This is a genomic window from Phyllobacterium calauticae, assembly GCF_019991125.1.
Taxonomy (GTDB): domain Bacteria; phylum Pseudomonadota; class Alphaproteobacteria; order Rhizobiales; family Rhizobiaceae; genus Phyllobacterium; species Phyllobacterium calauticae.
In genome coordinates this window covers 277,465-303,240 of record NZ_JAGENB010000001.1, presented here as the reverse complement: position 1 = coordinate 303,240, position 25,776 = coordinate 277,465, and the positions used below count along the sequence as shown (strand labels likewise).

29 protein-coding genes are annotated in these 25,776 nt (G+C 61.4%); 8 read left to right on the top strand and 21 right to left on the bottom strand.

Annotated features, from left to right (window positions below):
• The first annotated feature begins 16 nt into the window (after positions 1-16).
• Positions 17-1,036, top strand: coding sequence for an asparaginase (locus J1W56_RS01700; protein WP_223611447.1), 1,020 nt, complete (start codon positions 17-19; stop codon positions 1,034-1,036).
• Here J1W56_RS01700 and J1W56_RS01695 read toward each other — a convergent pair.
• On the bottom strand, positions 1,029-2,357 hold the full coding sequence (locus J1W56_RS01695; protein ID WP_223611446.1) for a TIGR03808 family TAT-translocated repetitive protein: 1,329 nt from the start codon (positions 2,355-2,357) through the stop codon (positions 1,029-1,031). The two genes, J1W56_RS01700 and J1W56_RS01695, sit on opposite strands and share 8 nt — an antisense overlap.
• Positions 2,358-2,464: 107 nt before the next feature.
• Here J1W56_RS01695 and J1W56_RS01690 point away from each other — a divergent pair, with 107 nt between their 5' ends.
• Positions 2,465-2,950 carry a GreA/GreB family elongation factor gene (locus J1W56_RS01690; protein WP_223611445.1) on the top strand — a complete coding sequence of 162 codons (486 nt, stop codon included), beginning with the start codon at positions 2,465-2,467 and terminating at the stop codon, positions 2,948-2,950.
• A gap of 92 nt (positions 2,951-3,042) precedes the next feature.
• On the opposite strand, the gene J1W56_RS01685 is transcribed toward J1W56_RS01690, so the two are convergent.
• The 12 genes from J1W56_RS01685 to J1W56_RS01630 all read right to left on the bottom strand — a co-directional run bounded on the left by J1W56_RS01685 (position 3,043) and on the right by J1W56_RS01630 (position 12,198).
• Positions 3,043-3,219 carry an AbrB/MazE/SpoVT family DNA-binding domain-containing protein gene (locus J1W56_RS01685; protein ID WP_223611444.1) on the bottom strand — a complete coding sequence of 59 codons (177 nt, stop codon included), beginning with the start codon at positions 3,217-3,219 and terminating at the stop codon, positions 3,043-3,045.
• Positions 3,220-3,298: 79 nt separating this feature from the next.
• Positions 3,299-4,291 carry a magnesium/cobalt transporter CorA gene (corA, locus tag J1W56_RS01680; protein ID WP_223611443.1) on the bottom strand — a complete coding sequence of 331 codons (993 nt, stop codon included), beginning with the start codon at positions 4,289-4,291 and terminating at the stop codon, positions 3,299-3,301.
• 1 nt (position 4,292) lies between these two features.
• A complete protein-coding gene (gene scpA / locus J1W56_RS01675; protein WP_223611442.1) occupies positions 4,293-6,425 on the bottom strand; it encodes a methylmalonyl-CoA mutase in 2,133 nt (710 codons plus the stop codon).
• Complete coding sequence (locus J1W56_RS01670; RefSeq protein WP_223611441.1) at positions 6,422-7,864, bottom strand: methylmalonyl-CoA mutase subunit beta; 1,443 nt, start codon at positions 7,862-7,864, stop codon at positions 6,422-6,424. Before J1W56_RS01670 ends, scpA begins: the two co-directional genes overlap by 4 nt.
• Positions 7,865-8,168: 304 nt before the next feature.
• Positions 8,169-8,531: a hypothetical protein gene (locus tag J1W56_RS01665; protein ID WP_223611440.1), complete on the bottom strand. Its 363-nt coding sequence runs from the start codon at positions 8,529-8,531 to the stop codon at positions 8,169-8,171.
• A gap of 184 nt (positions 8,532-8,715) precedes the next feature.
• Positions 8,716-9,282, bottom strand: coding sequence for a GNAT family N-acetyltransferase (locus J1W56_RS01660; protein ID WP_223611439.1), 567 nt, complete (start codon positions 9,280-9,282; stop codon positions 8,716-8,718).
• A gap of 51 nt (positions 9,283-9,333) precedes the next feature.
• The gene (locus J1W56_RS01655) at positions 9,334-9,564 is read right to left on the bottom strand and encodes a hypothetical protein (protein WP_204276690.1); all 231 of its coding nucleotides are present in this window, start codon (positions 9,562-9,564) and stop codon (positions 9,334-9,336) included.
• A gap of 199 nt (positions 9,565-9,763) precedes the next feature.
• Positions 9,764-10,078, bottom strand: a complete 315-nt coding sequence (locus J1W56_RS01650) for a cupin domain-containing protein (protein ID WP_223611438.1) — start codon at positions 10,076-10,078, stop codon at positions 9,764-9,766.
• 84 nt (positions 10,079-10,162) lie between these two features.
• Positions 10,163-10,507, bottom strand: a complete 345-nt coding sequence (locus J1W56_RS01645) for a hypothetical protein (protein WP_223611437.1) — start codon at positions 10,505-10,507, stop codon at positions 10,163-10,165.
• A gap of 313 nt (positions 10,508-10,820) precedes the next feature.
• Positions 10,821-11,084, bottom strand: coding sequence for a hypothetical protein (locus tag J1W56_RS01640; RefSeq protein ID WP_223611436.1), 264 nt, complete (start codon positions 11,082-11,084; stop codon positions 10,821-10,823).
• A 108-nt stretch (positions 11,085-11,192) separates the two neighbouring features.
• Positions 11,193-11,705 carry a hypothetical protein gene (locus tag J1W56_RS01635; RefSeq protein ID WP_223611435.1) on the bottom strand — a complete coding sequence of 171 codons (513 nt, stop codon included), beginning with the start codon at positions 11,703-11,705 and terminating at the stop codon, positions 11,193-11,195.
• 67 nt (positions 11,706-11,772) lie between these two features.
• A complete protein-coding gene (locus J1W56_RS01630) occupies positions 11,773-12,198 on the bottom strand; it encodes a hypothetical protein (RefSeq protein WP_223611434.1) in 426 nt (141 codons plus the stop codon).
• A 244-nt stretch (positions 12,199-12,442) separates the two neighbouring features.
• Between J1W56_RS01630 and J1W56_RS01625 the strand changes: the two genes are divergently transcribed.
• Positions 12,443-12,820, top strand: coding sequence for a nuclear transport factor 2 family protein (locus J1W56_RS01625; RefSeq protein WP_223611433.1), 378 nt, complete (start codon positions 12,443-12,445; stop codon positions 12,818-12,820).
• A gap of 197 nt (positions 12,821-13,017) precedes the next feature.
• Here the strand turns inward: J1W56_RS01625 and J1W56_RS01620 are convergent, their stop codons facing one another.
• The 5 genes from J1W56_RS01620 to J1W56_RS01600 all read right to left on the bottom strand — a co-directional run bounded on the left by J1W56_RS01620 (position 13,018) and on the right by J1W56_RS01600 (position 15,426).
• Positions 13,018-13,269: a GlsB/YeaQ/YmgE family stress response membrane protein gene (locus J1W56_RS01620; RefSeq protein WP_223611432.1), complete on the bottom strand. Its 252-nt coding sequence runs from the start codon at positions 13,267-13,269 to the stop codon at positions 13,018-13,020.
• 74 nt (positions 13,270-13,343) lie between these two features.
• A complete protein-coding gene (locus tag J1W56_RS01615) occupies positions 13,344-13,673 on the bottom strand; it encodes a hypothetical protein (protein WP_223611431.1) in 330 nt (109 codons plus the stop codon).
• 163 nt (positions 13,674-13,836) lie between these two features.
• On the bottom strand, positions 13,837-14,226 hold the full coding sequence (locus tag J1W56_RS01610) for a DUF930 domain-containing protein (RefSeq protein WP_223611430.1): 390 nt from the start codon (positions 14,224-14,226) through the stop codon (positions 13,837-13,839).
• Between the two features lie 131 nt (positions 14,227-14,357).
• Positions 14,358-15,206, bottom strand: coding sequence for a class I SAM-dependent methyltransferase (locus tag J1W56_RS01605; protein WP_223611429.1), 849 nt, complete (start codon positions 15,204-15,206; stop codon positions 14,358-14,360).
• A gap of 40 nt (positions 15,207-15,246) precedes the next feature.
• Positions 15,247-15,426: a hypothetical protein gene (locus tag J1W56_RS01600; protein WP_223611428.1), complete on the bottom strand. Its 180-nt coding sequence runs from the start codon at positions 15,424-15,426 to the stop codon at positions 15,247-15,249.
• Between the two features lie 227 nt (positions 15,427-15,653).
• Between J1W56_RS01600 and J1W56_RS01595 the strand changes: the two genes are divergently transcribed.
• Together J1W56_RS01595 and J1W56_RS01590 are read left to right on the top strand one after the other, a co-directional pair.
• Complete coding sequence (locus J1W56_RS01595) at positions 15,654-16,418, top strand: SDR family oxidoreductase (RefSeq protein WP_223611427.1); 765 nt, start codon at positions 15,654-15,656, stop codon at positions 16,416-16,418.
• Between the two features lie 384 nt (positions 16,419-16,802).
• On the top strand, positions 16,803-16,943 hold the full coding sequence (locus tag J1W56_RS01590; RefSeq protein ID WP_223611426.1) for a hypothetical protein: 141 nt from the start codon (positions 16,803-16,805) through the stop codon (positions 16,941-16,943).
• 433 nt (positions 16,944-17,376) lie between these two features.
• On the opposite strand, the gene pdxR is transcribed toward J1W56_RS01590, so the two are convergent.
• On the bottom strand, positions 17,377-18,870 hold the full coding sequence (gene pdxR, locus J1W56_RS01585; protein WP_223611425.1) for a MocR-like pyridoxine biosynthesis transcription factor PdxR: 1,494 nt from the start codon (positions 18,868-18,870) through the stop codon (positions 17,377-17,379).
• A 106-nt stretch (positions 18,871-18,976) separates the two neighbouring features.
• Here pdxR and J1W56_RS01580 point away from each other — a divergent pair, with 106 nt between their 5' ends.
• Positions 18,977-20,194: an MFS transporter gene (locus tag J1W56_RS01580; protein WP_223611424.1), complete on the top strand. Its 1,218-nt coding sequence runs from the start codon at positions 18,977-18,979 to the stop codon at positions 20,192-20,194.
• On the opposite strand, the gene J1W56_RS01575 is transcribed toward J1W56_RS01580, so the two are convergent.
• The gene (locus J1W56_RS01575; RefSeq protein ID WP_223611423.1) at positions 20,122-21,330 is read right to left on the bottom strand and encodes a TIGR03862 family flavoprotein; all 1,209 of its coding nucleotides are present in this window, start codon (positions 21,328-21,330) and stop codon (positions 20,122-20,124) included. The genes J1W56_RS01580 and J1W56_RS01575 overlap by 73 nt on opposite strands.
• 231 nt (positions 21,331-21,561) lie before the next feature.
• On the opposite strand from J1W56_RS01575, the gene J1W56_RS01570 reads away from it, so the two are divergent.
• Positions 21,562-21,771: a cold-shock protein gene (locus J1W56_RS01570; protein ID WP_162700345.1), complete on the top strand. Its 210-nt coding sequence runs from the start codon at positions 21,562-21,564 to the stop codon at positions 21,769-21,771.
• Between the two features lie 202 nt (positions 21,772-21,973).
• A complete protein-coding gene (locus J1W56_RS01565) occupies positions 21,974-23,929 on the top strand; it encodes an elongation factor G (protein WP_223611422.1) in 1,956 nt (651 codons plus the stop codon).
• 41 nt (positions 23,930-23,970) lie between these two features.
• Here the strand turns inward: J1W56_RS01565 and J1W56_RS01560 are convergent, their stop codons facing one another.
• Entirely contained in the window at positions 23,971-25,500 is a 1,530-nt protein-coding gene (locus J1W56_RS01560) for an ABC-F family ATP-binding cassette domain-containing protein (RefSeq protein WP_223611421.1), read from the bottom strand.
• Positions 25,501-25,776 lie beyond the last annotated feature (276 nt).

Sequence of the window (25,776 nt, the reverse complement as noted above, 5' to 3'; positions counted from 1 at the left end):
AGCAAAGTAGGGCGTTATGAGCAATCCGGTTCTGGTTGAAGTTTTTCGCGGCGAAACAGTGGAGAGCCGCCATCGCGGCGCGGTTGTTGTCACAGACGGCGACGGCAGGATTGTCTATTCGGCCGGCGATATCGAACGGCCGACCTTTCCCCGTTCGGCGATCAAGGCAATCCAGGCGCTGCCGCTGGTGGAAAGCGGCGCTGCCGATGCCTATGGCTTCGGCAATGAGGAACTGGCCATGGCCTGCGCGTCGCATTCGGGCGAACCGTTGCATGTGAGCAAGGCCGCCGATATGCTCGGCCGTGCGGGTCTCGACGTCTCGGCGCTGGAATGCGGTGCGCATTGGTCATCCGATCAGTCCGTGCTGATCGCCCAGGCGCGAAGCATGCAGGAGCCGACGGCGCTGCACAACAACTGCTCCGGCAAGCATTCGGGCTTCCTGTGCACCTGCGTGCATCTCGGCATCGAGACCGCAGGCTATTCGACCCTGGGATCGCCGACGCAGACCATGGTATGCGAAGCCATGGAGAGCGTGACCGGCGCGGTTCATTCGCTGGATCATTGCGGCACGGACGGTTGCTCGATCCCGACCTATGCCATCCCATTGAAAAGCCTTGCCCATGGCTTTGCCCGCATGGCGACCGGCACCGGCCTGCCGCCGGTACGGGCCAAGGCAGCAAAGCGTCTGCTCGATGCCACCATGGCGGCCCCATATTATGTTGCAGGCACCAACCGCGCCTGCACGCGGCTGATGGAAATGGCGCCGGGGCGCATCTTCGTCAAGACCGGTGCGGAAGGCGTTTTTGTGGCGGCTTTGCCGGAGTTCGGTCTCGGCATCGCGCTTAAATGCGATGATGGCGCGACCCGCGCCTCCGAAGCGATGATCGGCGCGGTTCTCGCGCGGATTTTCCGTGGCGATGCGGAGCTGGAATCGAAGCTCGACCGGTTTGCCGACCGCGAAATGCGCAACTGGAACGGCATCACCTACGGTGTTGTCAGCCCGGCCGATATCCTGACCGAAGCCGACATCAACTGAGAATATTGCGCGCGACGATCAGCTTGTCATAACCGCTGGCATTCTGCCGGGCGAGATCCTTGGTCACCGCATCCATCCAGCGATGGCCGAGAATGCCGCCCCGGGCCGCCTTCTCGATGATATTGTCGGTGATGACAGCGGAGCCGACACCGTCGACGACGCTGACATAAATGCCGGTGCCCGCCTGCCGGATCACGTTGCCCGTGGCGGTGAGGTTGCGCATATAGGGACCCCAGCCCAGCTTGATGCCGTAGAGGGCCGCAGTCTCGATGACGTTGCCCGTCACGGCAATATCCGCTTCGACGCTGATGCCGATGCCGAATCCCGGCGCATCGGCGGGATAGGGCCCGATGGCGGTGAGGTTGCGCACCACATTGCCGCTGCAGGTGCCCATGCGACCGCCGCCATCGAAATTGACCATGGAAATACCGCTGGCCGCGCCATCGACGATGTTGTTGGCGATCACCGCGCCTTCGAAGGCGAATTCGGAATAAAGCGCCATCTCGCCGCTGCCGGTGCAATTGTTGCCGATGATCTGCACATTGTTCCCGGCATTGGCGCGGACGGCGGAGAAGGCGCACCCCACCAGCACATTGTTGGAAACAAGCACGTTGCCAGCACGGAACACATTGATGCCATTGCCGTTCTGGCCGGTGCCGCCGCCATCGGCGCGGATATTCTCGACGCGGTTGCCGCTGACGATGGTCCCGTCCGGCCCCTGCGCATCGCGAAAGACCAGGATGCCGCCATTGCCGCAATCGCCGACATGGTTGGCAGTGATGTCGAGCCCGGTGGATTGCGATGCAAAAATACCCGCATCGCGGGCGCCGCTGATACGGTTGTTGCGGATACTGCCGCCGCATTGAGAAAGCGCGATGGCGTTTTTGCCCGATGCCGCGAAATCGCAATCTTCGATGACGATCCGGGTGACATCGGCAGCATCGACCAGCGCCTTGGCACCGCCGGCAAGCGGCTGGTTCGCGCCGTCGATGACAAGCCCGCTGAGGCGGATCTGCGCGCCGCTGCTGGCCCTCAGAAAGGAACCGCCGCCGCCATAAACGAGGCGGGTTGCGCCGGGAATGCCGGCGAGATTGGTCCGTGCGGGCAAATCCACGCCGGAAACAATATAGGTTCCGGGTTGCAGGAAAATCTGGTCGCCGGTCGCGCTCGCCTTCTGCAGGAGGGCATTGAGCGCCTTGCCCTGATCGTCAGGCGATCCCGGGTTCAGCGCTGCGGATGCCGCCGCAAAAGTCCGGGCGGGCAGGAGTGCCCCGGCACCAAGCCCGGCCATTCCACCGAGAACAAGACGTCTGTCGATCACGGGCTTTACCTCAGGTTCAGCGTTTGGACAGGCCGAGGATTGTGTGTCTTTTGGCCAATCGATTGATGGCACTTGCAGCTTGGTCAGGCAAGGCATACCTTCACCGGATGAGCAGAGCTTTCACCAAGGAAGACGACAGCAATTCATCGATTGATCTGGGCGAGCGCCCCGTCAGTCCGCACCGGAATCTGGTGACCGAAAACGGTCTTGCCATGATCGATGGTGAAATCGCTGCCTCGCGTGAGGATCTCGCCAAAGGCAACGCCGAGGCTGACCGCGATCTGATTGCGCGGGCGTCGCGCGACCTGCGCTACTGGACGGCGCGGCGGGAGACGGCGGAGGTTTCACATCCCGATCCAACAAGCACCATTGTGCGCTTCGGCATGACGGTGACCATTGCCGACGAGCATGATACCCGCCACAGCTGGGCCATTGTCGGCGAAGATGAGGCCGATGCCAGCCACGGCAAGATTTCGCACGTCTCGCCCATGGCGCAACTGATGTTCGGCAAATCGCTCGGCGATATTTTCGAACTCAACGGCCGCGAATGGGAAATCATCGCGATCGGACTGCCGCAGGTTGAATCAGAATAGCCAGAGAAAGCCTTAAACCATTCGCTTACAAGGGTTTTTTGGCTAGTTGCCCCAATTGGGCTGGAAAAGGCAGGCTCAGCTTTGCGGGTGCATCATAAACCATTTCTATCTGCCCCAGAAGCAATAGCAGACGGTATTAGGGTCAATCCCTTGTCCGTTTCTAAAACCTCAAGTTCGTCGCCAATTTTAAGATTGTAGCGATCAAGAATTTCATCTGGAATAATGAAACCAACTCCGTCTCCGATCTCGATCAAAGTGACCACATACATGATCTGCGCCCCAGTGTTGCGAATAAATTACAACACCTGCAGTCAAGTGAAACGAGGTCGCTGATCTCATCACTTCGTCTTACAGCCAGCCCTTCTTGCGGAAGATCAGCAGCGGGATGACGGCCGAGGCAATCATCATGCCGATGGCCATGGGATAGCCCCACATCGTCTTGAGTTCCGGCATGAACTCGAAATTCATGCCGTAGATCGAGGCCACCAGCGTCGGCGGCATGAAAGCGACGGCCGCCACCGAGAAGATCTTGATGATGGCATTCTGTTCGATGGAGATGAGGCCAACCACCGTATCGAGCAGGAAGGTGATCTTGTTGGAGAGGAAGTCGACATAGGTGCTCAACGACTGGGTGTCGCGCTCCAGCGACTTGATCCACGCCTTCGTCTCTTTCTTGTAGCTGTTCTGCTCGGTAATGGCGGCGAGGTAGACCAGCAGGCGGCTCACCCCGGCAATGCTTTCCCGCACCTTCGACAGAAACGCACCCTGGCCGCCGATCCGCGTGAGGCTGTCGCGGAAATTCTTCGTCGTCATCGGCTTGTCATTGTCGGAACGGCGGAAGATCGTGTGGGAATTCTGGTCGATGTCCGAGGCGACGCCTTCGAGAATATCGGCAATGCGATCCGTCACGGCTTCGATGATCCCAAGCAGAATGGTCACGCCGCTGCATTTGTCGTTGATCAGCCCGTTGCCGGGCTTCGACGCCCGGCTGACATAGAGGCTGAAGGCGCGCGGCTCGGCATAGCGCACCGTAACCAGGAACGAACCCGTCAGGATGAACGAGATCGGGCTGATGGCGTGATGCTTGTCCTGCGTGAAATAGAGGATCGGCGCCGTCAGGTACTGTCCGCCATTTTCCGTGTAGAAGCGGCTGGACTCCTCGATCTCCACCATGTCTTCGCGGGTAGGGATGGCGGTCTTGGTCCAGGTCTCGGTCTGCACATCCTCGTCATGGGTGGGATTGAGCAGGTCGATCCAGACCGTATTGTCAGGCAGGGCATCGCCGGCCTTGGCCGGGCGTGCGGCCAGATGATCTGCTTCAAGCGTATAAACAACGATCATTTCACAATGAACCCAGCAAGGTATCAATCAGCTTTTCCGCCGCTTCGCCGATCACGGTCCCCGGCGGGAAGATAGCGGTCGCGCCGGCCTTGAGCACGGCATCGAAATCCTGGGGCGGGATGACGCCGCCGACAATGATCAGGATATCGTCGTGCTCGCGCCGCTTCAGCGCCTCTTTCAGTTCGGGAACGAGGGTGAGATGCCCGGCTGCCAGGGAGGACACGCCGACAATGTCGACATTGCTCTCAATGGCAAGCTCCGCCACTTCATCCGGTGTCTGGAACATGGCGCCGACGATCACGTCGAAGCCGAGATCGCCGAATGCCGTTGCAATCACCTTCTGGCCGCGGTCGTGGCCGTCCTGGCCCATCTTGGCGACGAGGATGCGCGGCTTTTCGCCCGTGCGCTTTTCATAGGCGGCGGCCTTGGCCTGCACCCGGTCGATCACCGCGCTCTTGCCGACTTCCTTGCGGTAGACGCCGGAAATGGTGCGGATATCGGCGACATGGCGGCCATAGGCTTTTTCCAGTGCCAGCGATATTTCGCCGACCGTTGCCCGGGCCCGTGCGGCCTTGATGGCGAAATCGAGGAGGTTTCCCGTCCCGGATTTGGCGGCGCTGGTCAAGGCGGTCAAGGCGCTGTCCACGGCGGTCACATCGCGCGTGCCCTTGAGCTGCTGCAGCTTCGACAGCTGGCGGGCCCGCACCTCGGCATTGTCGATCTTGAGCACATCGATTTTGACGTCATCGACCGGCCGGTAGGAATTGACCCCGATCACCGGCTGCTGGCCGCTGTCGATGCGTGCCTGGGTTCGTGCCGCTGCCGCCTCGATGCGCAGTTTGGGAATGCCCTGTTCGATGGCTTTCGCCATGCCGCCGAGCGTCTCGATTTCCTCGATATGGGCGAGCGCCCGCGTCGCCAGATCGTGGGTCAGGCGCTCCACATAGGCCGAGCCGCCCCATGGATCGATGATGCGCGTTGTGCCGGATTCCTTTTGCAGGATCAGCTGGGTGTTGCGGGCGATGCGGGCCGAATGGTCGGTCGGCAGCGCCAGCGCCTCGTCAAAGGAGTTGGTGTGCAGCGACTGAGTGTGTCCCTGGGTGGACGCCATCGCCTCGATCATGGTGCGCATGATGTTGTTGTAGGGGTCCTGCGCGGTCAGCGACCAGCCGGAGGTCTGCGAATGGGTGCGCAGGGAGAGCGAGCGTTCGTCTTTCGGGTTGAAGTTCTTCTTCAGCAGCACCGCCCAGAGCAGGCGCGCGGCGCGCATCTTGGCGACTTCCATGAAGAAATTCATGCCGATGGCCCAGAAGAACGACAGACGCGGCGCGAAGGTGTCGATGTCGAGCCCGGCGGCGACACCGGCCCGGACATATTCGATGCCGTCGGCAATGGTGTAGGCAAGCTCGAGATCGGCGGTCGCTCCCGCTTCCTGCATGTGATAGCCGGAAATCGAGATCGAGTTGAATTTCGGCATATTCTGCGAGGTATAGGAGAAAATGTCCGAAATGATCCGCATCGAAGGCTGCGGCGGGTAGATGTAGGTGTTGCGCACCATGAACTCTTTCAGAATGTCGTTCTGAATGGTTCCGGCGAGCAGTTTCTGGTCGACGCCCTGTTCTTCGGCGGCAACGATATAAAGCGCCAGAATCGGCAGGACCGCGCCGTTCATGGTCATCGACACGGTCATTTCGCCGAGGGGAATACCGTCGAACAATTGCTGCATGTCGAGAATGGAATCGATGGCCACGCCCGCCATGCCGACGTCACCGGCCACGCGCGGATGATCGCTGTCATAGCCGCGGTGCGTGGCAAGATCGAAGGCGACGGAAAGGCCCTTTTGGCCGGCCGCCAGATTGCGCCGGTAAAACGCGTTGGATTCTTCGGCGGTCGAAAATCCCGCATACTGCCGGATCGTCCAGGGCTGCTGGACATACATTGTGGGGTAGGGCCCGCGGATGAACGGGGCCGATCCCGGAAACGTGTCGAGGTGGGACAGGCCCTTCAGCGCCGCATCGCCATAGGCACGCTTGACGCGGATACCTTCCGGGGTTTTCCACACCGCTGCTTCGGGCTTGCGGGCAGACGCTTTGGGCTCTTGCCAGTCGATCTGGGTAAAGTCAGGAACTCTCATTCTGCGGAAGCCTGCAATGTTTCATCGATGCGCGGGAAGGTCAGCGGCTCGCAGTGAACCACACCATCCGTCGGCAGCGGCATATGGGGGGCATCAAGCACGGTCACTGGCCGCTCCTCCTTCACAGGGAAAAGTGTCGTTCCGATGATTGCACGCGTGCCGGACCGGTATTCTTCGTTGCGCGCCGCCCGCGCCGCGATGACGCGCTGCTGGAAGCGGTCTTCGACCAGGCTTTGCAGGATGCCGCCTTCCTTTTCCAGCATCTGGAATTCCTTCCATGCAGCCTCGCACAGGGCGTCGGTCAATGCCTCGATCGCACCCGAACCGGCTCCCGGATCGGCGACGAAGGCAAGGTTGCTCTCGTCGGCAAGCACCAGCTGGGTGTTGCGGGCAAGCCGCCGGGCAAACGGGTCGGGCAGGCCGTGGGTGATGGTGTGCGGCAGGACGGCGAGGCTGTCGGCACCGCCCACTGCCGCCGCAAAAGCCGCAATCGTGGTGCGCAGCGTATTGGTCTCGCAGTCCTTTTTCGTCATCATCCGCATGGAGGTTTCCGCATGGATGGTTGCGGCAGACGGGGGAATGCCGCAGGCCTCCTGCAGACGAGCCCAGAGGCGGCGCAACGCCCGCAGCTTGGCGATGGACAGGAACTGATCCTGATCGACGGCGATGGAAAAACCGATATGCGGGGCGGCGTAGACAATCGGCTGGCGCGCTTCCTCGAACAGGCGGAAATGGCCCGATGCGATGGACAGCATGGCGCCCAGCTCCTGCGCCTCCGTTGCACCGGCATTGTGGTAGACGCGGCCATCGGCTTCCAGCACGATCCCCGGCAGGTCGGTGGAGAAGAAGCCGGCCAGCGACTGCGGCAGGGACGCCTTGAGCGCCGCCAGCGTCATGCGCAGGCGGCCGGTTCCGGCCAGCGTTGCCGCTGGATCGATCCCCAGGGAGAAGCTCAGTGTCTTCGGGTTGATGTTGCGCGGGCGCATGTAATCGACGAACCAGTCGGCACAGGCACGGCTTTTCGGATGCACGTCCATGCGCAGGTGGATCATCTCCAGATGCACGCCGCGCAGCACCTGATCGACCGCCTCGCGCGTTGACGGCAAACCGTAGCCAAACGCATTGGGCGCGCCTTCGAAAACCAGCGAAATACCGGTCGCGCCGTTTTCCAGATCTTCCAGAAGCTGCCTGTTGGCGCGAACCGGGTCCGGATCGTCGATGCGCTGGACGATATGCCATGGCTGCGCCGGATTGCGGCGCGGGGTCAGTTTGGCATTCTTGCGGCGTTCATACAGCGGCTCGATGGGAATATTGTCGTCGGTCCGCGAGACGAGGGCCTCATGGAAATCCGCACCCTTCAGGGCCTTTTGCGCCAGTTTGACCCAGCCCTCGCGGTTTGCCGCGGCAAACGCCGTGTCCTTTAGGATAGACGCGTCCATGCTCACTCCCGGTCGAATCAAACCGGCTTTCCGCCGAATGAGATCATTTCGGCCGGAAACCGGCGTTACTGTTGGTTTTCGGCACGCAAAAACGCAATTTGCGTCAGGCCCGATATTTCCTGCCAACTTTAGGGGGTGTTATGCTGCTTCGCAATAAAACAAAACATGTGGCCCTGAGATATTGGGCCCGGAAAACCCGATTCAGCTGGTCAAGATGGTCCAGCTGTCGGCACCGTCGACGTGACGGACCGGTAAATCCCTGCTTTCCGCAGGATCGACGAGGCCGGCAGCAGCCTCGATCCGGTTATTGATGTGACCGGCCGGGACCGCCGTCATTGCTGGTCCGGTAGCGGGGAATGAAGACCCGGTGGCCGTCTGACCGTGCCATTCCGGAACGCCCATTCCAACCCGGACGATTCCCGCGGTAGTCCCAGTGGCGCCTGCCATAATCGCGGCGGTAATAGTTCCGCCCGTAGTAGTTGCGCCCGTAATAGCTGCGTCCATAGCGCGGACCGCCAAAATAGACCGAATCATAGTAGCCGCCATAGCCGCCATAATAACCGCCATAGCCGCTATATCCCTGGTAATAGGTGCCTTCGACGCACCCGGACAGCGCCAGGCCCGAAAAGCCGATCACGGCTGCGACGATAAGAGACTTGATAGACATCGGATGTACTCCCGAACATCGTACTTGTTTACTCAAACAAGTTCAGCCGTGAATGGTTCCTTAAATTCTTCTTCTGTTCCAGTAGATTTTATACGGCCAAGCCGGATGAACAGTCACAATTCAGCTGTTCCGGTAATCTATTGTGTTGTCTACAGAAAGTCGGCGTAAGGCCACTGCGTGAAAATCAACGCGCCGCGCGCAGGAAAACATATTCGATCCCGTCAATCTCATCCATTTCCTCGCCGACCTTGGCAAAGCCCAGGCGCTGTACGATGCGAAGGGAGGGCGGGTTGTCCGGCGATACGGAGGCGGCAAAATGCTGGACGCCATGGACATCGCGCGCCCACTCCATGACGGCTTTGGCCGCTTCGGAAGCGTAGCCGTGGCCCCTGTCATTTCTGAAGACGAGATAGCCGAATTCGACGGCATTGCGCGCATGGGACTGCAGATAATCGGGATCGGGCCGGGTGTGAAACCGGATGTGCCCGATCATGCGCCGTTCCGCGGTCAATATGATCGCACGCACGGACCACGGCAGATAATCCGGGTCTTCGTCCAGACGCATCTTGCCAGCTTCAAGAGCACCGGGGTCCTCAAGCAATTCGTGCGGTATGGATGTTCCGGTCATGCGGCTGGCGTGGGCGAGATCACCAGCCAGGCAGGCGGTGACCGCATCGGCGGGCATGAGCCGAAGGGTGAGGCGGGGGGTGACGATGTCGTCGATGGCGGGTGCGGTGCGGTCTGTGATCATGCGCAGCAACCTATCCGCCCGATTGAAGCTCATCAAGCGGGCTGCGGCCGGTCAGGATCGGATGGCCGATCCCTTGTCGAGTACGGCGCACAGCTGCACGAACTCGGTCGCCTCGATGGGCGTATCGCCGTTGATGTAAATTCTCGACACGTCCCGAAGCTGGGGAATGGCCATGCACGCCTGATCGACACTTGGATATTTGTGCTCTGTCGAAGCCAGATTGTTGTCGAGGGTGAGTACGATTGTTTCTGCGTCGCGATTGACATCAGATGGATCGATCACGGTCTGCTCCTGGTGCTCATTGACTTGCGAGCACCGATTTTACGGCAAACGGCAGCAATGCCAAGCGGCGAAAAACCGGCGCTGTGGATAACCTGTTAATCGCGCGCGCGGTCAGGGGATACCGGTACCCCATGGCAGGCAGGCTGGCTATCGCCCTATTTCTTCCCCGGAAGGGGGCCAAAATCCGGAAAATTCAGGGCTACGCGATGAGCGCTTCCGGCTTCTTGATCTCGATCTCGACAAAGGCAATCGCATGCGGGGAACCGTTCATGACATCGTGCTTGATGCCGGACGGCCGCTGATAGGACTGGCCGGCGGCCAGCGGCACGTCTGTGATATCGGTTCCGTTGTGAATGCGCAGGGTTCCATCCACCAGCATGACGACGAAATAGGGCCATCCATGCTCATGCCAGCCCGTGACGGCGCCCGGCTGAAAATCCCAGCGGGTTATGCGCACGGCATCATCGTCTTGCTGAACGGTCGGTATTGCGGGCAGATCGCACTGGAAGGCCAATTGTCATATTCCCGATTGATGGTGCAGTTTTCGTTGCCGATCCAATCCTGCCCGCGGCGGGAATGCAAGTGGCTTGACCTGTTGTCACAGTCCGGGGCTGCAGGTTTCCGCCGTGCGGTCCTGCTGCCGTTGCTCGCGCAGTGCCGCTGCCGCATTCAGTCCGGCGAACAGGCACAGGGCGGCGCACATCAGCGCGACGGCCAGACTGAACGGCTTTCGCAGCGTTCTGGCATGCAGCGCAAGGCCGGTGCCATACACCAGCAGGGCCGGCACGGCATAGAAAAGCACCTGAAGCGGACCGTCGCAATCCACGCCGTCGATGCCCTGCGCCTTGTATTCGTTGACGGGTAGTCCGCCCGCCAGAAGCGCCAGCGGCAATGCTGCAGCCAGTATGAAATATCCCAGCCATTTCAGACGGATGCTTGCCATGAACACGATGATCTCAGGGAGCGCGAAGGGGATCCTGCAGGGAATGGGGCGGTATCTGGCCGGGCCCGGCTTGTTTCTTTGAGAACAGCGCAAGGGCTCCCAGAAGGGCAAACATAAGAACAAGCACGCCGATCACAAGGCATTTGTGTCTCATCAGGCATCTCCATTGTGACGTCGATGTGACTGTGGAACAGTTTTTTGGCAGCAATCGGGTCGCAGGTCAAATTCGGTCCGCCGGCGCGTGCCGAATGGGCGATGCAGACAAGAAAAAACCCGGCAGGACGGCCTTGCCGGGTTTTGGTTCAGATGGAAATCAGCGGCAGACGCGGACCTTTCTGACGATGATTCGGCCATGCACACGGTGCCGTTCCGTCCGGACGAAACAGTGGCGATTCCACCGGCGATAGTGACGCCGGTAGCCCGGCCGGTAATCGACGTTCTGGACAACGCTGCCCGTCGTGCCGGAAGGGCTGGTGGTCTGGACCAGCGGTACGGAGAGCGGGGCCGCTTCGGACGGCGCGTTGAACGCCATCAGGGATGTAACGGCAATCGCTGTGGCAAGTATCAGGCTTTTCATGTTGAACCTCTGAGCTGTTGACACGACAACAATACATTGGCTTTGCGCCCGGTTCCCACATGACAAAAATTTTAGGTTCGGCGGCGCCGGGAAGACACTGTTGCAATCCTAGGGCGAATCGCTGGCTTGCCACCCGGGCAGAGTGCTCTGTTCGTCCTCGGTCAGATCCATCGCAAAGATGCCAATGGTCCTGTTTCCCTTGGCAAAGGCCAGGACTGACAGGAGACTTGTCACCAGGGCCGGGTCTTCGGCTTTCGGATAGATGTGCAATGCAAGGGTGGCCATATCGACCCACGCCCGTTCATAGGCGTCCATCAGCCATTCCGGGATCGGGGGATTGCGGTCATTGTTCAGGCGGGCGGCTTCGATGGTGGCGACAAGGGCAAAGGCGTTCCAATCCCTGAGCTTGAGCTGCCAGGCGATCCGCACGATTTCCGGGACGGCGGCATAGGCAGCCGTGTCCACATCCCCGTGATGGTGCAGGTTTTCCCACAGTTCGTCCCAGGCGAGGGTGAAATCCCCCTGTTCGAGTGCCTGAAGCGCATCGGACGGGTTGTAGAGATCACGATAGCCGCTGCGAAGCGTGTACCAGCGCTCATCGGTCCAGGCCAACAAACTCATGACTGTCCCCTGCATGTTTTCACCGGGTCAATCAATCGCGTTGTTCCGGCGAAAGCAAGAACGTCTGCTAATCCTGATAAATATAGGATGCGCACATATCGCTGTTGCTGGCCGGCGCCTTGTCGCCGGTGAACACGGCAACCTCCGTCAGTCCTTCGCCAGCGCCCCAGGTGGCGACATAGGAAACATCGCCGGAGCCGCACAGCCTGTTGCCGTTTTCGAGTTCGGGATCCGCAGGGGTTTCGACCTTGTAGACCGATGCGTTGACACTCTTTCCGTCGACAATGAAGTGGTCGCCGAGCAACGACGAAAAAGCCAGCGCCTCGCCATTGGCAAAGGTAATGCTGAAATCGTCCATTTCTATATCGCCGGTGATGCTTTGGGCCGTGTTGCTGTAGGCTGTATAGGTGTCACCATCGGCCCATGATTGGCCGCCTTGGGCGGCGAGAATGAAAAAGCTGGCGGGCAGGAGATAAAGTAAGCGGTATTGCATGCGGGCCCTCCGGTCAAACCTGTCGGGATGGATCGCGATACTGCCGCACCCCTTCTGGACGATTTTGCAACGATCATCTTGGCATTGATCTCATGGGGCTTTTCCCGGCATCGCGCAAGCGCGAACGGCTGTCATCAAGCGCTTTAAAATTCCCTTTCGCGTCTTCCTGCACCGGGCCGGATTTGCTACGACCCCATGCCCGTATCGCACGGGAGAAACAGCCAGGCGCAAGGAAATGCCCGACATGAATGCAAACGTGGACACCAGCGACGCGACGCGCCCCGTTCAGGGGCAGCTCGAAGCCTACAATGCGCGCGATATCGATGCATTCATGCGGTTCTGGGCCGATGACTGCCAATACTACGCATTTCCCGATCAGTTGCTGGCCAATGGTGCGGCGGAAATCCGCGCGCGGCATATCGTGCGCTTCCAGGAACCCGATCTGCAGGGCAAGCTGCTGAAACGCATGGCGGTCGGAACGATGGTGATTGACCAGGAAACGGTCACGCGCACCTTTCCCGAGGGGCCGGGCGAGGTGGATGTCCTTGCCATCTATGAAATCAATAATGGCAAGATCGCCAAGGCGTGGTTCAAAATGGGCGAACCGAGGCTGTTTGTCTGATCCGTCCCGGCCGTTTCAACGCCTCACAGGTGGATTGTTTGCTACCCAAGATTGTGGCAAGCATTGGCACGCACGGGCCTCGACAGGCCGACACCCGAAGGCACAACGAAAACCGCCATTTGCCGGGTTATCGCTTCGGCAAACGGCTGAAATCGTCAAAACTGCCCGGTCACACGCAACCGGCCGGGCAGCGGATGTCAGCGGCGGATGGCTCGCCCGACACCGACCAGAATGCAGGCACCGATGAATCCGGCGATGAGATAGCCGATCCAGCCGGTCAGAACGATGCCGAACACCGATAGAATGGCATTGGCAAGAACCGCGCCGACGATACCCAGAATGATATTCATGACGATGCCTGTGTCGCTCTTCATGAACATCTCGGCCAGCCAGCCGGCCAGTCCGCCGATAATGATGGCTGCAATCCAGCCCACGCCTGCAGTTCCCATATCAATACCCTCCGTTGTGAACATTCTCGATCATTCAAACGGCGGATCGCGCCGTTTGTTCCGCGCTGCAAAATCTATTTCCACTGTTTGCCCGGCCGCCAGTCGTCCTCGTCGTCCTGTTCACGCAGCCAGCGCCTGATCTCGCGGCAGCTGCGCGGGCGACCATCGCTGATCCGGCCGTCGGTGCAGGGGTCGTAGCGCTCCCGCCGTTCCCGGTAGCGGTCACGGCGCTCGAGCATGCGCAGGAGTTCACGGCAGCTGCGCGGTTTGCCGTCGCTGTAGCGGCCATCGGTGCATGGGTCCGTGTCGTACTGGACGAAAAGGGCCGGCGGCTGGGCCGCCATGGCGGGAGCAAGGCTCATCACGAGAGTGGCCGAGAGCAGGGCATGGCAGAAACGTCGCATGGTGGTTCTCCGGAACCGATGCGATGGGAGTGGCGAGAAGCATCGGTCCGCAACAGCAATCGGCGTGTACCATTGCCACAGCATTGCAAAATTATGGGCCGAGGTAACTTATTTGCCCGTTTTGCGGCGGACGCGCCCGGCACGCTGCTGCCCGAAGATGCGGTCAGGGCACCAGATAGTGCTGACCCCATTCGTTCCTGGGGATTTTTTCACCGATGCGGTATTTGAAAGCGACGATTTCCATATTGTCGTCATTCGTCGCGCATTTGAATGCCAGGTGATACCATTCGCCCCGGCTGCGAAAGGCCGCGCCGCGCGATTTGATCGCGTGCTGGTCGACTTTCGGATCGGCAAAGGCGTAGGCCAGCACCTTGTCGGGATTGTAGCCGTTCTGGTCCTTGCGGATGCGCTCCATCGCCTCCACATCGCAGCGCTGTTCGAGCCGGGTCTGCGGATCGAGTTTCTCGAGGCCGGTTTCCATTCTCGTGTCCATGGCAGCTGCGGATTGCAGGGACACGGCAAGAATGGCGAACAGCAGCGTTGGCTTTTTCATGGATGGGATCAGCCTTCTCTATCTGCCGGCGGGCCGTGCCCTTGGCAGCGATGTTGAGGAATCAGGCGGTGGCCTGCTTGTCGAATCGCGGGGAGAGGAAATTTGCCCAAAGCGGCAGGAATGTCAAAAACTTATGCCCGCCGCGCCGTTACGATCCATGTGCCTGTGCCGATGAAGACGCCGTCCGGTGTCGCATAGGCGGCAAGTTCGCGCCGGATGGCCTCCCAGGCGGCCTCTGCCCCATCGGGAAACTGCCTGATATGCTCGCCGACAAAGCCGATCTTGAGGATGCTCAGCGCTTCGTCGATGTCGCCGCCGCCGGTCGTCAGATCAAGCGGCGCGACACCGATGTCCGAAAAACCGGCCGCTGTCAGGACAGAGCGAATACGCTCCGGCCTTGCCAGCGAAAATGCGCCCGGCCCCTGGCCCGGCAGATCGGGGGCGGGAAGGTGCCGGCTTGCAGCCCGGATCGGCATTTCGAACCATTCCACCTCACGCCGGTCGCGCCAGCAGGCGAAGGCAAGCCGCCCGCCCGGTTTCAGCGCCTTGGCCAGATTGGCAAAAGCCGCGACGGGATCGTCAAAGAACATCACGCCGAAGCGCGAGAACAAGCCGTCGAACCGGGCCGGGCCGAAGTCGTGGGTTTGCGCATTGGCCTCGATGAAACGCACATTGCCGAGGCGTTCGGCGGCCGCCTCGGCGCGGCCCGTGGCCAGCATCGACGGGGAGAGGTCGGCGCCCGTGACGCTGCCATCCGGCCCGGCGGCACGGGCCAGCGCCAGCGATGTGCGGCCGCAGCCGCAGCCCACATCCAGGAAGGCTTCGCCCTGCCGCGGTGCGAGCGCCTTGATCGCCGCATCGCCGATCGGGCCGAGCATCCGTTCCAGTGCATCCTGCAGGACGATCCAGTTGTGCGACCGGCTGTCGTCCCAAACACCCGGCGTCCCTGTCTCCGGTTTGCTCGCATGGGGATCTGACATGGGAATCCTTGCTGTTGGCGGGCGCGTCACTGCTCCGCGATCATTCTTCCGCGCCGAGATCGAGATCGGCAAGTTCCTTTTCGCCGGCGCTGCGGGCTTCCTGCTCGGTTCTGTAGGGGCCGATCTGCGGGCCGGCGTCACCATCGATCACCAGAACATAATACCAGCTTGTATCATTCTTCTGGCTGACGGCGACATGGCAGGTCTGTTCGTTGCTCATGGGGATTCTCCGGCCTTCGGCGCACGATCTTTCGCACGCCATTGGCGCAGTCGAAGCCGGGGAGTGTCTGGTTGCATGGCACAATTATGGGAGTGAAGTCATGAGCCGTCAAGGCGAGGGGGCGGAGCCTGCAGGTTTCGGGTGGCGCGGTGCGGGCGCGAAAGCCATTGATGGCCGCGCTGGTGTGGTCGTCATGCCGGCTTTGTTGAGATCCAAGAGGCGATGATATGCATAGTTTGAATGGAAAAACCGCCATTGTCACCGGTGCCAGCTCCGGCATCGGCTACGAAACGGCCAAGCTGTTGGCGCGGGAAGGCGCCCGTGTGGTCGTTGCCGCACGGCGCGGGAATGAACTGGACAAACTGGTGGCGGAGATTGCCGGCGAGGGCGGTGAGGCCGTGGCGCTCGCGGGCAGTGTCGGCGATGCCGCCTATGCCAGGGTGCTGGTGGAGCTGGCCGAAGAAAAATTCGGCGGATTGGACATCGCCTTCAACAATGCCGCGACCAATGGCGAAATGGGCCCGACGCCGGATGTTTCACTTGGCGGCTGGCAGGAGACCATCGACATCAATCTGACATCGGCTTTCCTGGCGGCAAAATATCAGTTGCCCGCCATGCAGAGGCGGGGCGGCGGGTCGCTGATCTTCACATCGACCTTTGTCGGATATACCGCCGGCATGCCCGGCACGGCCGCCTATGCGGCCAGCAAGGCGGGGCTTATCGGGTTGGTGCAGACGCTGGCGGTGGAATTCGGGCCGCAGGGTATTCGCGTCAATGCACTGCTGCCGGGCGGTACCGATACGGCTATGGCGGAAGCCTGGATCGACACGCCGGAAAAGCGTGCCTTTGTCGAAGGGATGCATGCGCTCAAGCGGCTGGCAAAACCAGCGGAAATAGCCCGTTCCGTGCTCTATCTTGCCTCGGATGCCTCCAGCTTCACCACGGGCACGGCCATGCTGGTCGATGGTGGCGTATCGATCAACCGGACATAGTGCCGGGCGTCGTTTGAGGTGACGGCGCGCACCTGGCTCACGGACATTTCTGGGTACATTTACCTATTCCATTGACACCCTGTTCCGTTCAATAAATGTAAGCATGCTGATGGTGAGTATGCGATCTGTCGAACTGGTCCCCCAAAGACGAAAGTGCCCAGGCCGCATATGGAACGACTGTTGGCAGAGGCTCGGTGCTCTCCATGGTAGTGACATGCAATGGCCGGTGTCGAGCCTCACAATCTCTCTGTTTTGTCTTCCATCATCTGGCCACTGCCGGTTCGGGCAGTGGCCGGCAGGCACGTTTTCTCCAGCCGCCGCACCACATTTACAGGTCGTTAAGCATGCAGGCTTATTCTTGAAGCCTTGGAGGGCGTATATTCCATGTTGGATGTGAAGGCTGATCCGATGATAAGCGACAATGACAACGACAGCATCTGGACCGATTTCGTCTGCCGCACCTGTGCTCTGGCAATCTTCATGGTTGGCGTTGCGATACCGGTTGCGTTCAAGCTGTTTATCTAACCCGACAGGTTTCATTGCCGATTTGTAATTTGACCCGCGCCGCGCCGGGGATCACCATGGCGGCGCTGGTTTGTCGTGGGGCCAGCATGGGGCTCGACGGCTGCCAGTCCTTCGAAATTAGCTGTTGTCGAGCCTCCTCCCATCTCTTGGGTCTATAGAGGCAGTATTGCCTGCACCGGCGCTGTTAACGTTACTCACAATAGAGCTATTCTAAAAATAACCGGAAAAGCGCATAACCAGCATCTCTCATACAATGTCATGAGACAATGTGAGGATAGTATGGTTGTGCGTGCCAGGATTACTTACGTCGATCCGCAAAACCACAGGAACAAGATATGTGTCCGGGCGCAGGGGTGCAGTGAAATGGCCCACGCCCATTTTCAGGCCGCCATGCGGCGATTGCGCCGGCGCATGCGGATGAAGATGCTTGTTGTCAACAGGTAGCCACTTCATCGAGTGCCGCCCGCAGGCGCGCCGTGGCAGGTTCCGCCTCACCGGATGTCAGCGCCGAAAAACCCAGGAGCAGACCCTGGCGCGGCATTGCTGAGATATGCATGGGCGAAACCGGCATCACCTTGACCCCTCGAGCGGCACAGGCCGCCGCAACTACTCGATCTGCCTGCCACGTTCCGGTGCTGCGGCCGACAAGATGAATGCCCTGGTGCGGGACCGCGACCGTCAGGTGATCGGCAACCTGCTCCTGCAGCAGTGCAACCAGCAGGTCGCGCGATTTGCGGTAGCTCTCCCGCAGCCGCCGCAGATGGCTGGAAAAATAGCCCTCCGCCAGGAAATCCGCCAGAACGCTCTGCTGGAACGGGGGCGGGAAGCGGTCCAAGAATGGACGTATGGCTGCAAACGCCGGCACGAGATCATGCGGCACAACGGCGTAGCCGACACGGAAACTCGGAAGAAGCGCCTTGCTGAACGTGCCGAGGTAGATGACGCGTTCGTTTTCATCCAGCCCCTGGAGCGAAGCCAGCGGCCTGCCATCATAGCGGAACTCGCTGTCGTAATCGTCCTCGATGATCCAGCTGTGATTGTCGCGCGCCCAATTGAGCAGCGCAAGGCGGCGCGACAGCGACATGGCTGCGCCTGCCGGATATTGATGTGACGGCGTCACATAGACTGCACGCACCTGGCCGGATAGCGGAGGCAGCAGCGCCGTCTGCAAGCCATTGTCATCGACTTCAACGCCGACAAGCTCGGCGCCGTGCAGCGCGAATGCGTGGCGGGCACCGGGATAACAGGGGTCTTCCATCAAAATCCGGTCACCCGGCGTGACCAAGGTCCGGGCCACCAGATCGATGGCCTGTTGTGTGCCTGAGGTGATGAAGATCTGGCTGGCGTCGCAACGGACGCTGCGCGAAGCGGTGAGGTAGGCCACGATGGCTTCGCGCAGCTCCTCCTGGCCCTGCACATGGCGGTAATGGTCGCGGCTGAAATTCAGATGACGGGCCGAAAGCCTGCGCAGCAGCGCGCTCGTCCGTTCGTCGTGCACCACGCGGCCGGTGACGAACGGCACCTGCGTGCTGGTATCGAAGCTGCCGGCACTGGCGAGGGCGCGGCGGGCGGCTGCGGAAATGGTGCGCTCCGCCGGTTTCTCCGTCTGGGGTGTTTTCGGCGGCTGCTGCCGGGCAGGAATGCTGGCCGCAACGAATGTGCCCGCACCGTGCACACCGCGCGCATACCCCTCGGTGATGAGGATATCATAGGCCTCCGCAACCACGCCGCGCGAAAGCCCCCATTCCATGCCGGCAAGGCGCGTCGACGGCAGGCGCGACGCGGGATGGATCTGGCCGGTCAGAATTGCCTTGCGCAGCGACAGGTAGAGTTGGCGCGCCACGGGCGAGGCGACGTCCCTGTCAATGAACGGCTGGAACGAATGCACGGGACTTTCACGCCGGCGCATTTTGCGTGGAACGGCCATTTCCTCTCCCAAGTGGTCCACGCGGGCGGCGTGAAGTGGACCTGTATTTTATACAGGATTGCAGATTTTATGAAGCCACTTATTCCTCCTCGTGCGAGTCAAGACCATGCGCTTCACCACTGCGATTTTTCTGTTCCTCGGCACCTTGCTGACCTCCGCCGGTTATGGCGCCACCTTCCTGCTCAACGATTATTTCCACACGCTCGGCGGCAATGAAGTCGATACGGGCCTGGCGCTGGCGGCGGCCATGGCCGGTACCTTCGTCGGCGTGCCGCTTGTCGGCTGGTTTTCCGGCCGGGCCGGTGCGGCAAATCTGGCGGCCTGCGGCGCCTTGAGCGTCGCGGCGGGTTTTGTTCTCCTTGCGATGCTGACGTCCATCACGCCGCTGATCGCGGTTGGCGGGTTTCTCATCGGCCTGGGCTGGGGCACTTTCTATCTCGCGGCGCCCATGGCGGTCATTGAAAGAACGGATGATGCGGATCGCGCACTCTGGTTCACCCGGTTCGGCGCGTTCCAGATGGCCGGCATCGGCGGCAGTCCGATTCTGGCGGATTTTGCCATTCGCACGCTGCATTTTGCGACAGTCACGACGTTCCTGATTGTCGGCGGCATTGCCCTTGCTGCCGCGGTCCTGCTTGCGGCCTTCCAGCGGGTGGCTGTGGCATTGCACCCGGCCAGCGGTTCACGCCGGTGGCTGCGCGATTTTCCTGCCATCAGCCGCACGGCGGCGATCTATCCCATTGTCATGGTTGCCCTTGGCGCCTGCGTCTTCTCCGGCATCCTGACATTCCAGACCGCGCTGGTCGCCGGTACCGCGGCACGGGCAACCACGTTCTTTGCCATTTATGCGGTTACGGTTGTCCTGTCGCGCTGGCTGCTGGCACCACTCGTCAACCGGGCACCCAAGGAAATCAGTGCGCAAGTCCTCCTGTTCATCATGGTTCTTGGCATCATTGCCATGTTTGCCGTTCCGGCGGGTGCCATGTTTCACGTGCTGGCCGCGCTGCTGCTCGGGATCGGCTATGGGCTCGTCTACTCGATCATCCAGACGCAGGCGGTCAACGACTCGCCCGCCGACCATCGCCCTGCCGCACTGACATGGTTCGTCCTGTCCTATTTTGTCGGGGTATTCGGCTTTCCGTCGGTCGGCGGCTGGATGCTGGTTCATGCGGGCAAGAACGGGCTTTTGCTGTTGATCCTGGCGTGTGGCCTGGCAGAGCTGGCGCTTGCCATGTGGACGGGCCAGATTGCCTACCGGCTCAACCAGGCTTCCATGCCCCGTGCTGCGGCGCGGCCGGTGGCAAAGCAGGCGGTCAGGAGGTAACCGCCGGTCGGTGCCTCCCAGTCCAGCATCTCCCCGGCGGCGAAAACGCCCGGCAGCGCCTTGAGCATGTATCCCTCATCGATGGCGTCCAGACGAATGCCGCCCGCCGAGGAAATGGCTTCGGCGATGGGGCGCGGGCGCAAGACCGCCAGCGGCGTGGCCTTGATCTGCCGCGCCAGCTTTTCCGGATCGGCGAGAGCCGCGGGAGGTGCGAATGCGCGCAGCAGGGCGATCTTCACGCCGTCGATGCCGGCGCCCTTGCGCAGGCGATTGGCGAAACTGGCCTTGCTGTCCTGCCGTGCCAGGTCCCTTGCCAGCCTTTCCACGCTCCGGCCCGGCGCAAGGTCGAGCATAAGGGCGGCCCTGCCTTCGCTTTGAAGCCGGTCGCGCAGACTGGCCGCATGGGTATAGACCAGACTGCCTTCGATCCCGTTCCGGGTGATGACGAACTCGCCGGGAAATGTACCGGCATCCGACGTCGCCGTGACGGATTTTACCGGCTGGCCGGCAAACCGCTGCGTGAACCCATCGTCCCATGCGACGTCAAAACCGCAATTGGCCGGGCGAAACGCGGTGATCTCAACACCTTTCCCGCTCAGCCAGGCCGTCCATCCGCCATCGGAACCGAGGCGGGGCCAGCTTGCACCGCCGAGTGCCAGCAGGGCGGCATCGCAATCGATGGTTTTTGGGCCTTCGGGCGTGTCGAAGGCGAAGCCGTTCTCGGCAAAGCCCGTCCAGCGATGCCGGGTCAGAATACGGACGCCGCGCGCCTCGAGCCGCCGCAGCCAGGCCCGCAGCAGCGGCGAGGCTTTCATCGCCGTCGGGAATACCCGGCCGGATGATCCGGTGAATGTTTCCGTGCCAAGATCTGCCGCCCAGCGCTGCACATCGGCCGGTGTGAACCCGTCCAGTGCCGGGCGCAACCGCGCCGATGCGGCGCCGTAACGGGTGACGAAGCGGTCATAATCTTCCGAATGGGTGATGTTGAGGCCGGATTTTCCCGCCAGCAGGAATTTGCGGCTGACGGTCGGCATGGCGTCGTAGACGGTCACGGCGTGCCCGGTGCCGGACAGCATTTCCGCCGCCATGAGCCCGGCGGGGCCGCCGCCGATAATCGCTATTTTCTTACCCTGCATATGTCTGTCCGACGCCCGAAACACTGCGCCCACTCATGGCGCGGACGCGCCGCAAGTGCAAGGCCATCCGGCCGGGGAAACTGGCCGCGGCGCGCCATTGTAGTAAAACAGTTGCAAGACACGTTAACACTTTCACGCATATGGGCTTTACGGCTTCTATAAAAAATCGCTACAAGGGTGCGTCGTGCGCTATGCGCGACACTCGATACATCTGCCCTACGGAGGTTCATTATGGCCACAGGCACAGTTAAATGGTTTAATTCTACAAAGGGCTTCGGCTTCATTCAGCCTGAAGATGGCGGTGCAGATGTATTCGTACACATCTCTGCAGTTGAACGCGCAGGTCTGCGTGATCTCAACGACGGCCAGAAAATCAATTACGAACTGGTGCGCGACAAGAAGTCGGGCAAAATGTCAGCGGATCAGCTGAGCGCCGCTTAAAGCGTCGCCAGCGGGACCGCCGTCATGGCGGTCCGCGATGACAGACCGGAATGAGACAGGTCGGACGAAAGTCCGGCCTGTTTTCGTTTGCATGGCTGGAAAAGCGCTGCCAAACCAAGAAAAACAACCGCACTCTGGCGCTTTTGGCCGTGTTGAGGCATCCTGTCAGGCGAGACTATGATCGTAGCAGGGGAGGACGCGAATGCGCTGCTTTACGGTACTTGGGCCCTCGCAGACCGGAAAATCCACGCTCGTGGAAAAACTCGGCGCGCTGGAGGGCGCGCCAAAGAAGTCGGTCTCGCCCTATGGGCTTAATCTGACGGAATTCACTTTCGGAAACGAGGCATGGTGCGCGCTGGACACGCCGGGCGGCAATGAAGCCCTGGCCCACGCGCAGGATGCTTTGATTGCCAGCGATGCCTGTATCCTTTGCGTCTCGCCCGTGCCGGAAGAGGCGGTGCTCGCCGCCCCCTACCTCAGGGCCATAGAAGCGTCGGGAACGCCCTGCATCGTCTTCGTCAACCGCATCGATGAACCGCGAGGGCGGATACGCGATGTCATTGCCTCGCTGCAGGGCTATTGCAGCCATTCCCTTGTCCTGCGGCAGATTCCGATCCGCGAAGGCGACAAGATCGTCGGCACCTGTGACCTGATCTCGGAACGGGCCTGGCGTTATCGCGAAGGCCAGACATCCGCCCTGATCGCCATACCGGAAAGCGAGCTTGAACGGGAACACGAGGCGCGCGCCGAGCTGCTCGAACATCTCTCAGAATTCGACGACTGGCTGCTGGAAGAGCTGATCGAAGACCGCGAGCCGCCCAGTGACGCCGTCTTTGCCATCTCGTCGCGCGTGTTGCGGGAGAACAAGATCATTCCGGTCCTGCTTGGCGCGGCCAGCCACAGCAACGGCATGCTGCGCCTGATGAAAGCCCTGCGCCATGAAGCGCCGCCGGTCGATGCCCTGCGCAAGCGCCTTGCCGCGGCCAACAGCACGCCGGAAAACGCACTGGCAGCCGTCAGTTTTCATGCCTATCACCGCCAGAACATCGGCAAGACCGTGCTGGTGCGCGCACTGAAGGAGGGTCTCAAGCAGGGGGCGCTTCTGGGCGGCGGGCGTCTTGGCCCTGTGCAGGACCCTGGAACCGGGCGCCCCACGGCGTCGGGAACCGCAGCGCCGGGCGATGTGTTCAGCACCGTCAAGTCGGATCATCTGCCGGTGCCGTCCCTGCTGACAGTGGATGCGGCCATAGCGGCGCCGGAATGGACGACACCGCCCACACCCATGCTGGAGCGTATTCTCGTTCCCGAAAGCGAGCGGGACGAAACAAAGCTCTCCGAAACTTTGGCGAAACTGGTGGAAACGGACCGCGGGCTCAAGGTGGCGCAGGAAGAGGGCACCGGTGCCCAGCTTGTCAGCGTGCAGGGGCCGGTGCATCTGCGCGACCTGTGCAAAACCCTGGCGGAGGTCTTCCACGTCAATGTCACCGACCGCATGCCAAGTCCGGTCTACCGGGAGACGATCTCCAAACCCGCCGATGTTCACTACCGCCATCGCAAGCAGACCGGTGGTGCCGGCCAGTTTGCCGACGTGAAACTGAGCGTGCATCCCAACGGGCGCGGCGAGGGCTTTTCCTTTGGCGAAACGGTCAAGGGCGGGGCGGTGCCGCGCAACTACATCCCCGCGGTGGAAGCGGGCTCGCGCGAAGCGATGGAGCGGGGACCCTTGGGTCTTCCCGTCATCGATGTCGGCGTGATGCTGACCGATGGCCAGCACCATTCGGTCGACAGTTCGGAATTTGCCTTCCGCGCGGCGGCAAAAATGGGTGTCCGGCAGGCGTTGTCGGAAGCCTCGGCCGTGCTCATGCAGCCGGTCTTCCGCATCGAAATTCACATACCATCGGTCTACTCAGGCAATCTCGTGCCCATTGTATCCGCCTTCAAGGGACAGGTTCTGGGTTTTGACCGGGACGACAACACCAAGGGCTGGGACGTTTTCCGGGCGATGATCCCCGGCAGTTCGCTGGATGAACTGGGGCGGGCCTTGCGCTCCGCCACGCAGGGCATCGGCAGCTTTTCCAAGGCCTTCGATCATTTCGAGGAGCTTTACGGCAAGGAGGCCGACGCCATCGTCACGGCGCAGGCCGCGCACGCCCATTGAACCGGCACCGGGCCGCCTCGGCGAGACGGCCCGGTATCGCATCAGTCTTGATGGCCGCTGGCGGAAGCGAAGAACGCTTCCGGGCTTTCCACCTCGACGAGGCGCCGTTTCTCGATCAGCCAGAACCGGTTGCCGACGGCCCGGACGAAGCTGCGGTCGTGCGAGACCAGCAGGCAGCTGGCCTCATGCGCCATCAGTTCGGATTCCAGCGCTTCCTGCCCGTCAATATCCAGATGGTTGGTCGGTTCATCCAGCAGAAAGAAGTTCGGATTGGCCAGCCGCAGCACCAGCATGCCCAGCCGTGCCTTCTGCCCGCCCGACAGCACGCTGTTGGGCTTGTTCTGGATATCGATGCCAAGTCCGGCCCCGGCCAGAAGGGTGCGCGTGCGCTGGTCGCCGATATCGAACCGCCGGCTGATCGTGTCGAATGGCGTGTCGCGGTCCGGCAGGTCGGCCAGCGCCTGGTCGCCATAGCCAAGCACCAGCGAGGGTGTCGCCTTGACGGTGTCCGGCGAGCTCAGTGGATCGGTGATGGCGCGCCGGATCATGCCGACGAGGCGTGACTTGCCCGTGCCGTTGGCACCAAGAAGCACGATCCGGTCGCCCTGGCATATCCATTTCCTGCCGGTTTTGAACAGCAGCGTACCATCCGGCGTCTCGACGGAGGCATCGTCGAGCGTCACCAGCACCTTGGCGTGCGTGCCGCTGTTGGCAAGCCGGATCGCCCCGGCTGACCGTTCCTGATGGGCGGGCCGCGCGGCATCCTCCAGCTTTTCCGCCCGCTGCTTCAGCTGTTTCGTCTTCACCACCAGTAGGTCGCTGCCGGAATTGATGCCGATATTGTTGAGCTTGGCCGCCTGCTGGCGCAGTTGCTGTGCCACCTTCATGTCCCGCTCGTAGCGCCGCGCTTCCGCCGCGTCGATCTCATCCAGCGCCACCCGGGCCCGCGTGTAGGGCAGGGCGAAGGCGTGCGAATTCTCCGGCCGCAGGAACAGGGTCCTGTTGGTCGTCGCATCGAGAAAGGCCCGGTCGTGGCTGCAGATCACCACCGGTACATCGCGGGGAAGATTGTTCAGCCAGTCTTCCAGCTGCGCGATCTTGGCAAGGTCGAGATGGTTGGTCGGCTCGTCCAGCAGCAACACATCGGGGTCGGTCACCCAGACGCGGGCAATCAGCGCAAGCCGCTGCCAGCCGCCGCTGAGCTGGCCGACGGTGCGCTCGCGCAAGACATCCGGCACGTCGAGCGAGGCGAGCACGACATCGACGCGCCAGCTTTCGGTCTCCTGCTGTTCGGCGGACAAGGCCTGCAGGACCATGTCGTAGAAGGTGGTGCCGAGAAAAGCGTCCGGTACGGCCTGCTCGACATAGCCGATACGCAGGCCGCGCGTGCGGGTGATGTCGCCGGTGGTGGAATCGAGCGTTCCCGCGAGGCAGCGCAGCAGGGTGGACTTGCCGCGGCCGTTGGCGGCAACGACGCCGAGCCGGTCACCCGCGCCCACGACAAAACTCAGGTTGGTGAAAAGCGGGGCCCCAAGGGTGACGCCGAGGTTTCTTACATTGATCAGTGCCATTTTATTCTCTGGTCTGCCGGGCCATGTGCTGCGACGCAGTTCTCTTCTGCTGTCGTCGGGCGCACGATACGGTGAGGTAACCGTATTGGCTCGGTGGGTTGTGAAGAGACGCAAGGCCGCTCAAAAAGCGAGCAGACGCTGCGTAACCACGAAGGGCAGACCTGGAATGGGTATGGAAGATGTTTCCGGTCAGCCCTGCAAACGTATCTGCAGGGCGTTGACGGGGCCACGCTGGCGATGATGCCGGAAGAACGTATTCATGCGCAGCCCTCCTTT

Excerpts from the sequence above, each read along its gene's own strand:
- J1W56_RS01700 (WP_223611447.1), top strand. The coding sequence starts at position 17 with ATGAGCAATCCGGTTCTGGTTGAAGTTTTTCGCGGCGAAACAGTGGAG.
- J1W56_RS01690 (WP_223611445.1), top strand. The coding sequence starts at position 2,465 with ATGAGCAGAGCTTTCACCAAGGAAGACGACAGCAATTCATCGATTGAT.
- J1W56_RS01685 (WP_223611444.1), bottom strand. The coding sequence starts at position 3,219 with ATGTATGTGGTCACTTTGATCGAGATCGGAGACGGAGTTGGTTTCATT.
- corA (WP_223611443.1), bottom strand. The coding sequence starts at position 4,291 with ATGATCGTTGTTTATACGCTTGAAGCAGATCATCTGGCCGCACGCCCG.
- scpA (WP_223611442.1), bottom strand. The coding sequence starts at position 6,425 with ATGAGAGTTCCTGACTTTACCCAGATCGACTGGCAAGAGCCCAAAGCG.
- J1W56_RS01670 (WP_223611441.1), bottom strand. The coding sequence starts at position 7,864 with ATGGACGCGTCTATCCTAAAGGACACGGCGTTTGCCGCGGCAAACCGC.
- J1W56_RS01665 (WP_223611440.1), bottom strand. The coding sequence starts at position 8,531 with ATGTCTATCAAGTCTCTTATCGTCGCAGCCGTGATCGGCTTTTCGGGC.
- J1W56_RS01660 (WP_223611439.1), bottom strand. The coding sequence starts at position 9,282 with ATGATCACAGACCGCACCGCACCCGCCATCGACGACATCGTCACCCCC.
- J1W56_RS01645 (WP_223611437.1), bottom strand. The coding sequence starts at position 10,507 with ATGGCAAGCATCCGTCTGAAATGGCTGGGATATTTCATACTGGCTGCA.
- J1W56_RS01640 (WP_223611436.1), bottom strand. The coding sequence starts at position 11,084 with ATGAAAAGCCTGATACTTGCCACAGCGATTGCCGTTACATCCCTGATG.
- J1W56_RS01635 (WP_223611435.1), bottom strand. The coding sequence starts at position 11,705 with ATGAGTTTGTTGGCCTGGACCGATGAGCGCTGGTACACGCTTCGCAGC.
- J1W56_RS01630 (WP_223611434.1), bottom strand. The coding sequence starts at position 12,198 with ATGCAATACCGCTTACTTTATCTCCTGCCCGCCAGCTTTTTCATTCTC.
- J1W56_RS01625 (WP_223611433.1), top strand. The coding sequence starts at position 12,443 with ATGAATGCAAACGTGGACACCAGCGACGCGACGCGCCCCGTTCAGGGG.
- J1W56_RS01620 (WP_223611432.1), bottom strand. The coding sequence starts at position 13,269 with ATGGGAACTGCAGGCGTGGGCTGGATTGCAGCCATCATTATCGGCGGA.
- J1W56_RS01615 (WP_223611431.1), bottom strand. The coding sequence starts at position 13,673 with ATGCGACGTTTCTGCCATGCCCTGCTCTCGGCCACTCTCGTGATGAGC.
- J1W56_RS01610 (WP_223611430.1), bottom strand. The coding sequence starts at position 14,226 with ATGAAAAAGCCAACGCTGCTGTTCGCCATTCTTGCCGTGTCCCTGCAA.
- J1W56_RS01605 (WP_223611429.1), bottom strand. The coding sequence starts at position 15,206 with ATGTCAGATCCCCATGCGAGCAAACCGGAGACAGGGACGCCGGGTGTT.
- J1W56_RS01600 (WP_223611428.1), bottom strand. The coding sequence starts at position 15,426 with ATGAGCAACGAACAGACCTGCCATGTCGCCGTCAGCCAGAAGAATGAT.
- J1W56_RS01595 (WP_223611427.1), top strand. The coding sequence starts at position 15,654 with ATGCATAGTTTGAATGGAAAAACCGCCATTGTCACCGGTGCCAGCTCC.
- J1W56_RS01590 (WP_223611426.1), top strand. The coding sequence starts at position 16,803 with ATGTTGGATGTGAAGGCTGATCCGATGATAAGCGACAATGACAACGAC.
- pdxR (WP_223611425.1), bottom strand. The coding sequence starts at position 18,870 with ATGGCCGTTCCACGCAAAATGCGCCGGCGTGAAAGTCCCGTGCATTCG.
- J1W56_RS01580 (WP_223611424.1), top strand. The coding sequence starts at position 18,977 with ATGCGCTTCACCACTGCGATTTTTCTGTTCCTCGGCACCTTGCTGACC.
- J1W56_RS01575 (WP_223611423.1), bottom strand. The coding sequence starts at position 21,330 with ATGCAGGGTAAGAAAATAGCGATTATCGGCGGCGGCCCCGCCGGGCTC.
- J1W56_RS01570 (WP_162700345.1), top strand. The coding sequence starts at position 21,562 with ATGGCCACAGGCACAGTTAAATGGTTTAATTCTACAAAGGGCTTCGGC.
- J1W56_RS01565 (WP_223611422.1), top strand. The coding sequence starts at position 21,974 with ATGCGCTGCTTTACGGTACTTGGGCCCTCGCAGACCGGAAAATCCACG.
- J1W56_RS01560 (WP_223611421.1), bottom strand. The coding sequence starts at position 25,500 with ATGGCACTGATCAATGTAAGAAACCTCGGCGTCACCCTTGGGGCCCCG.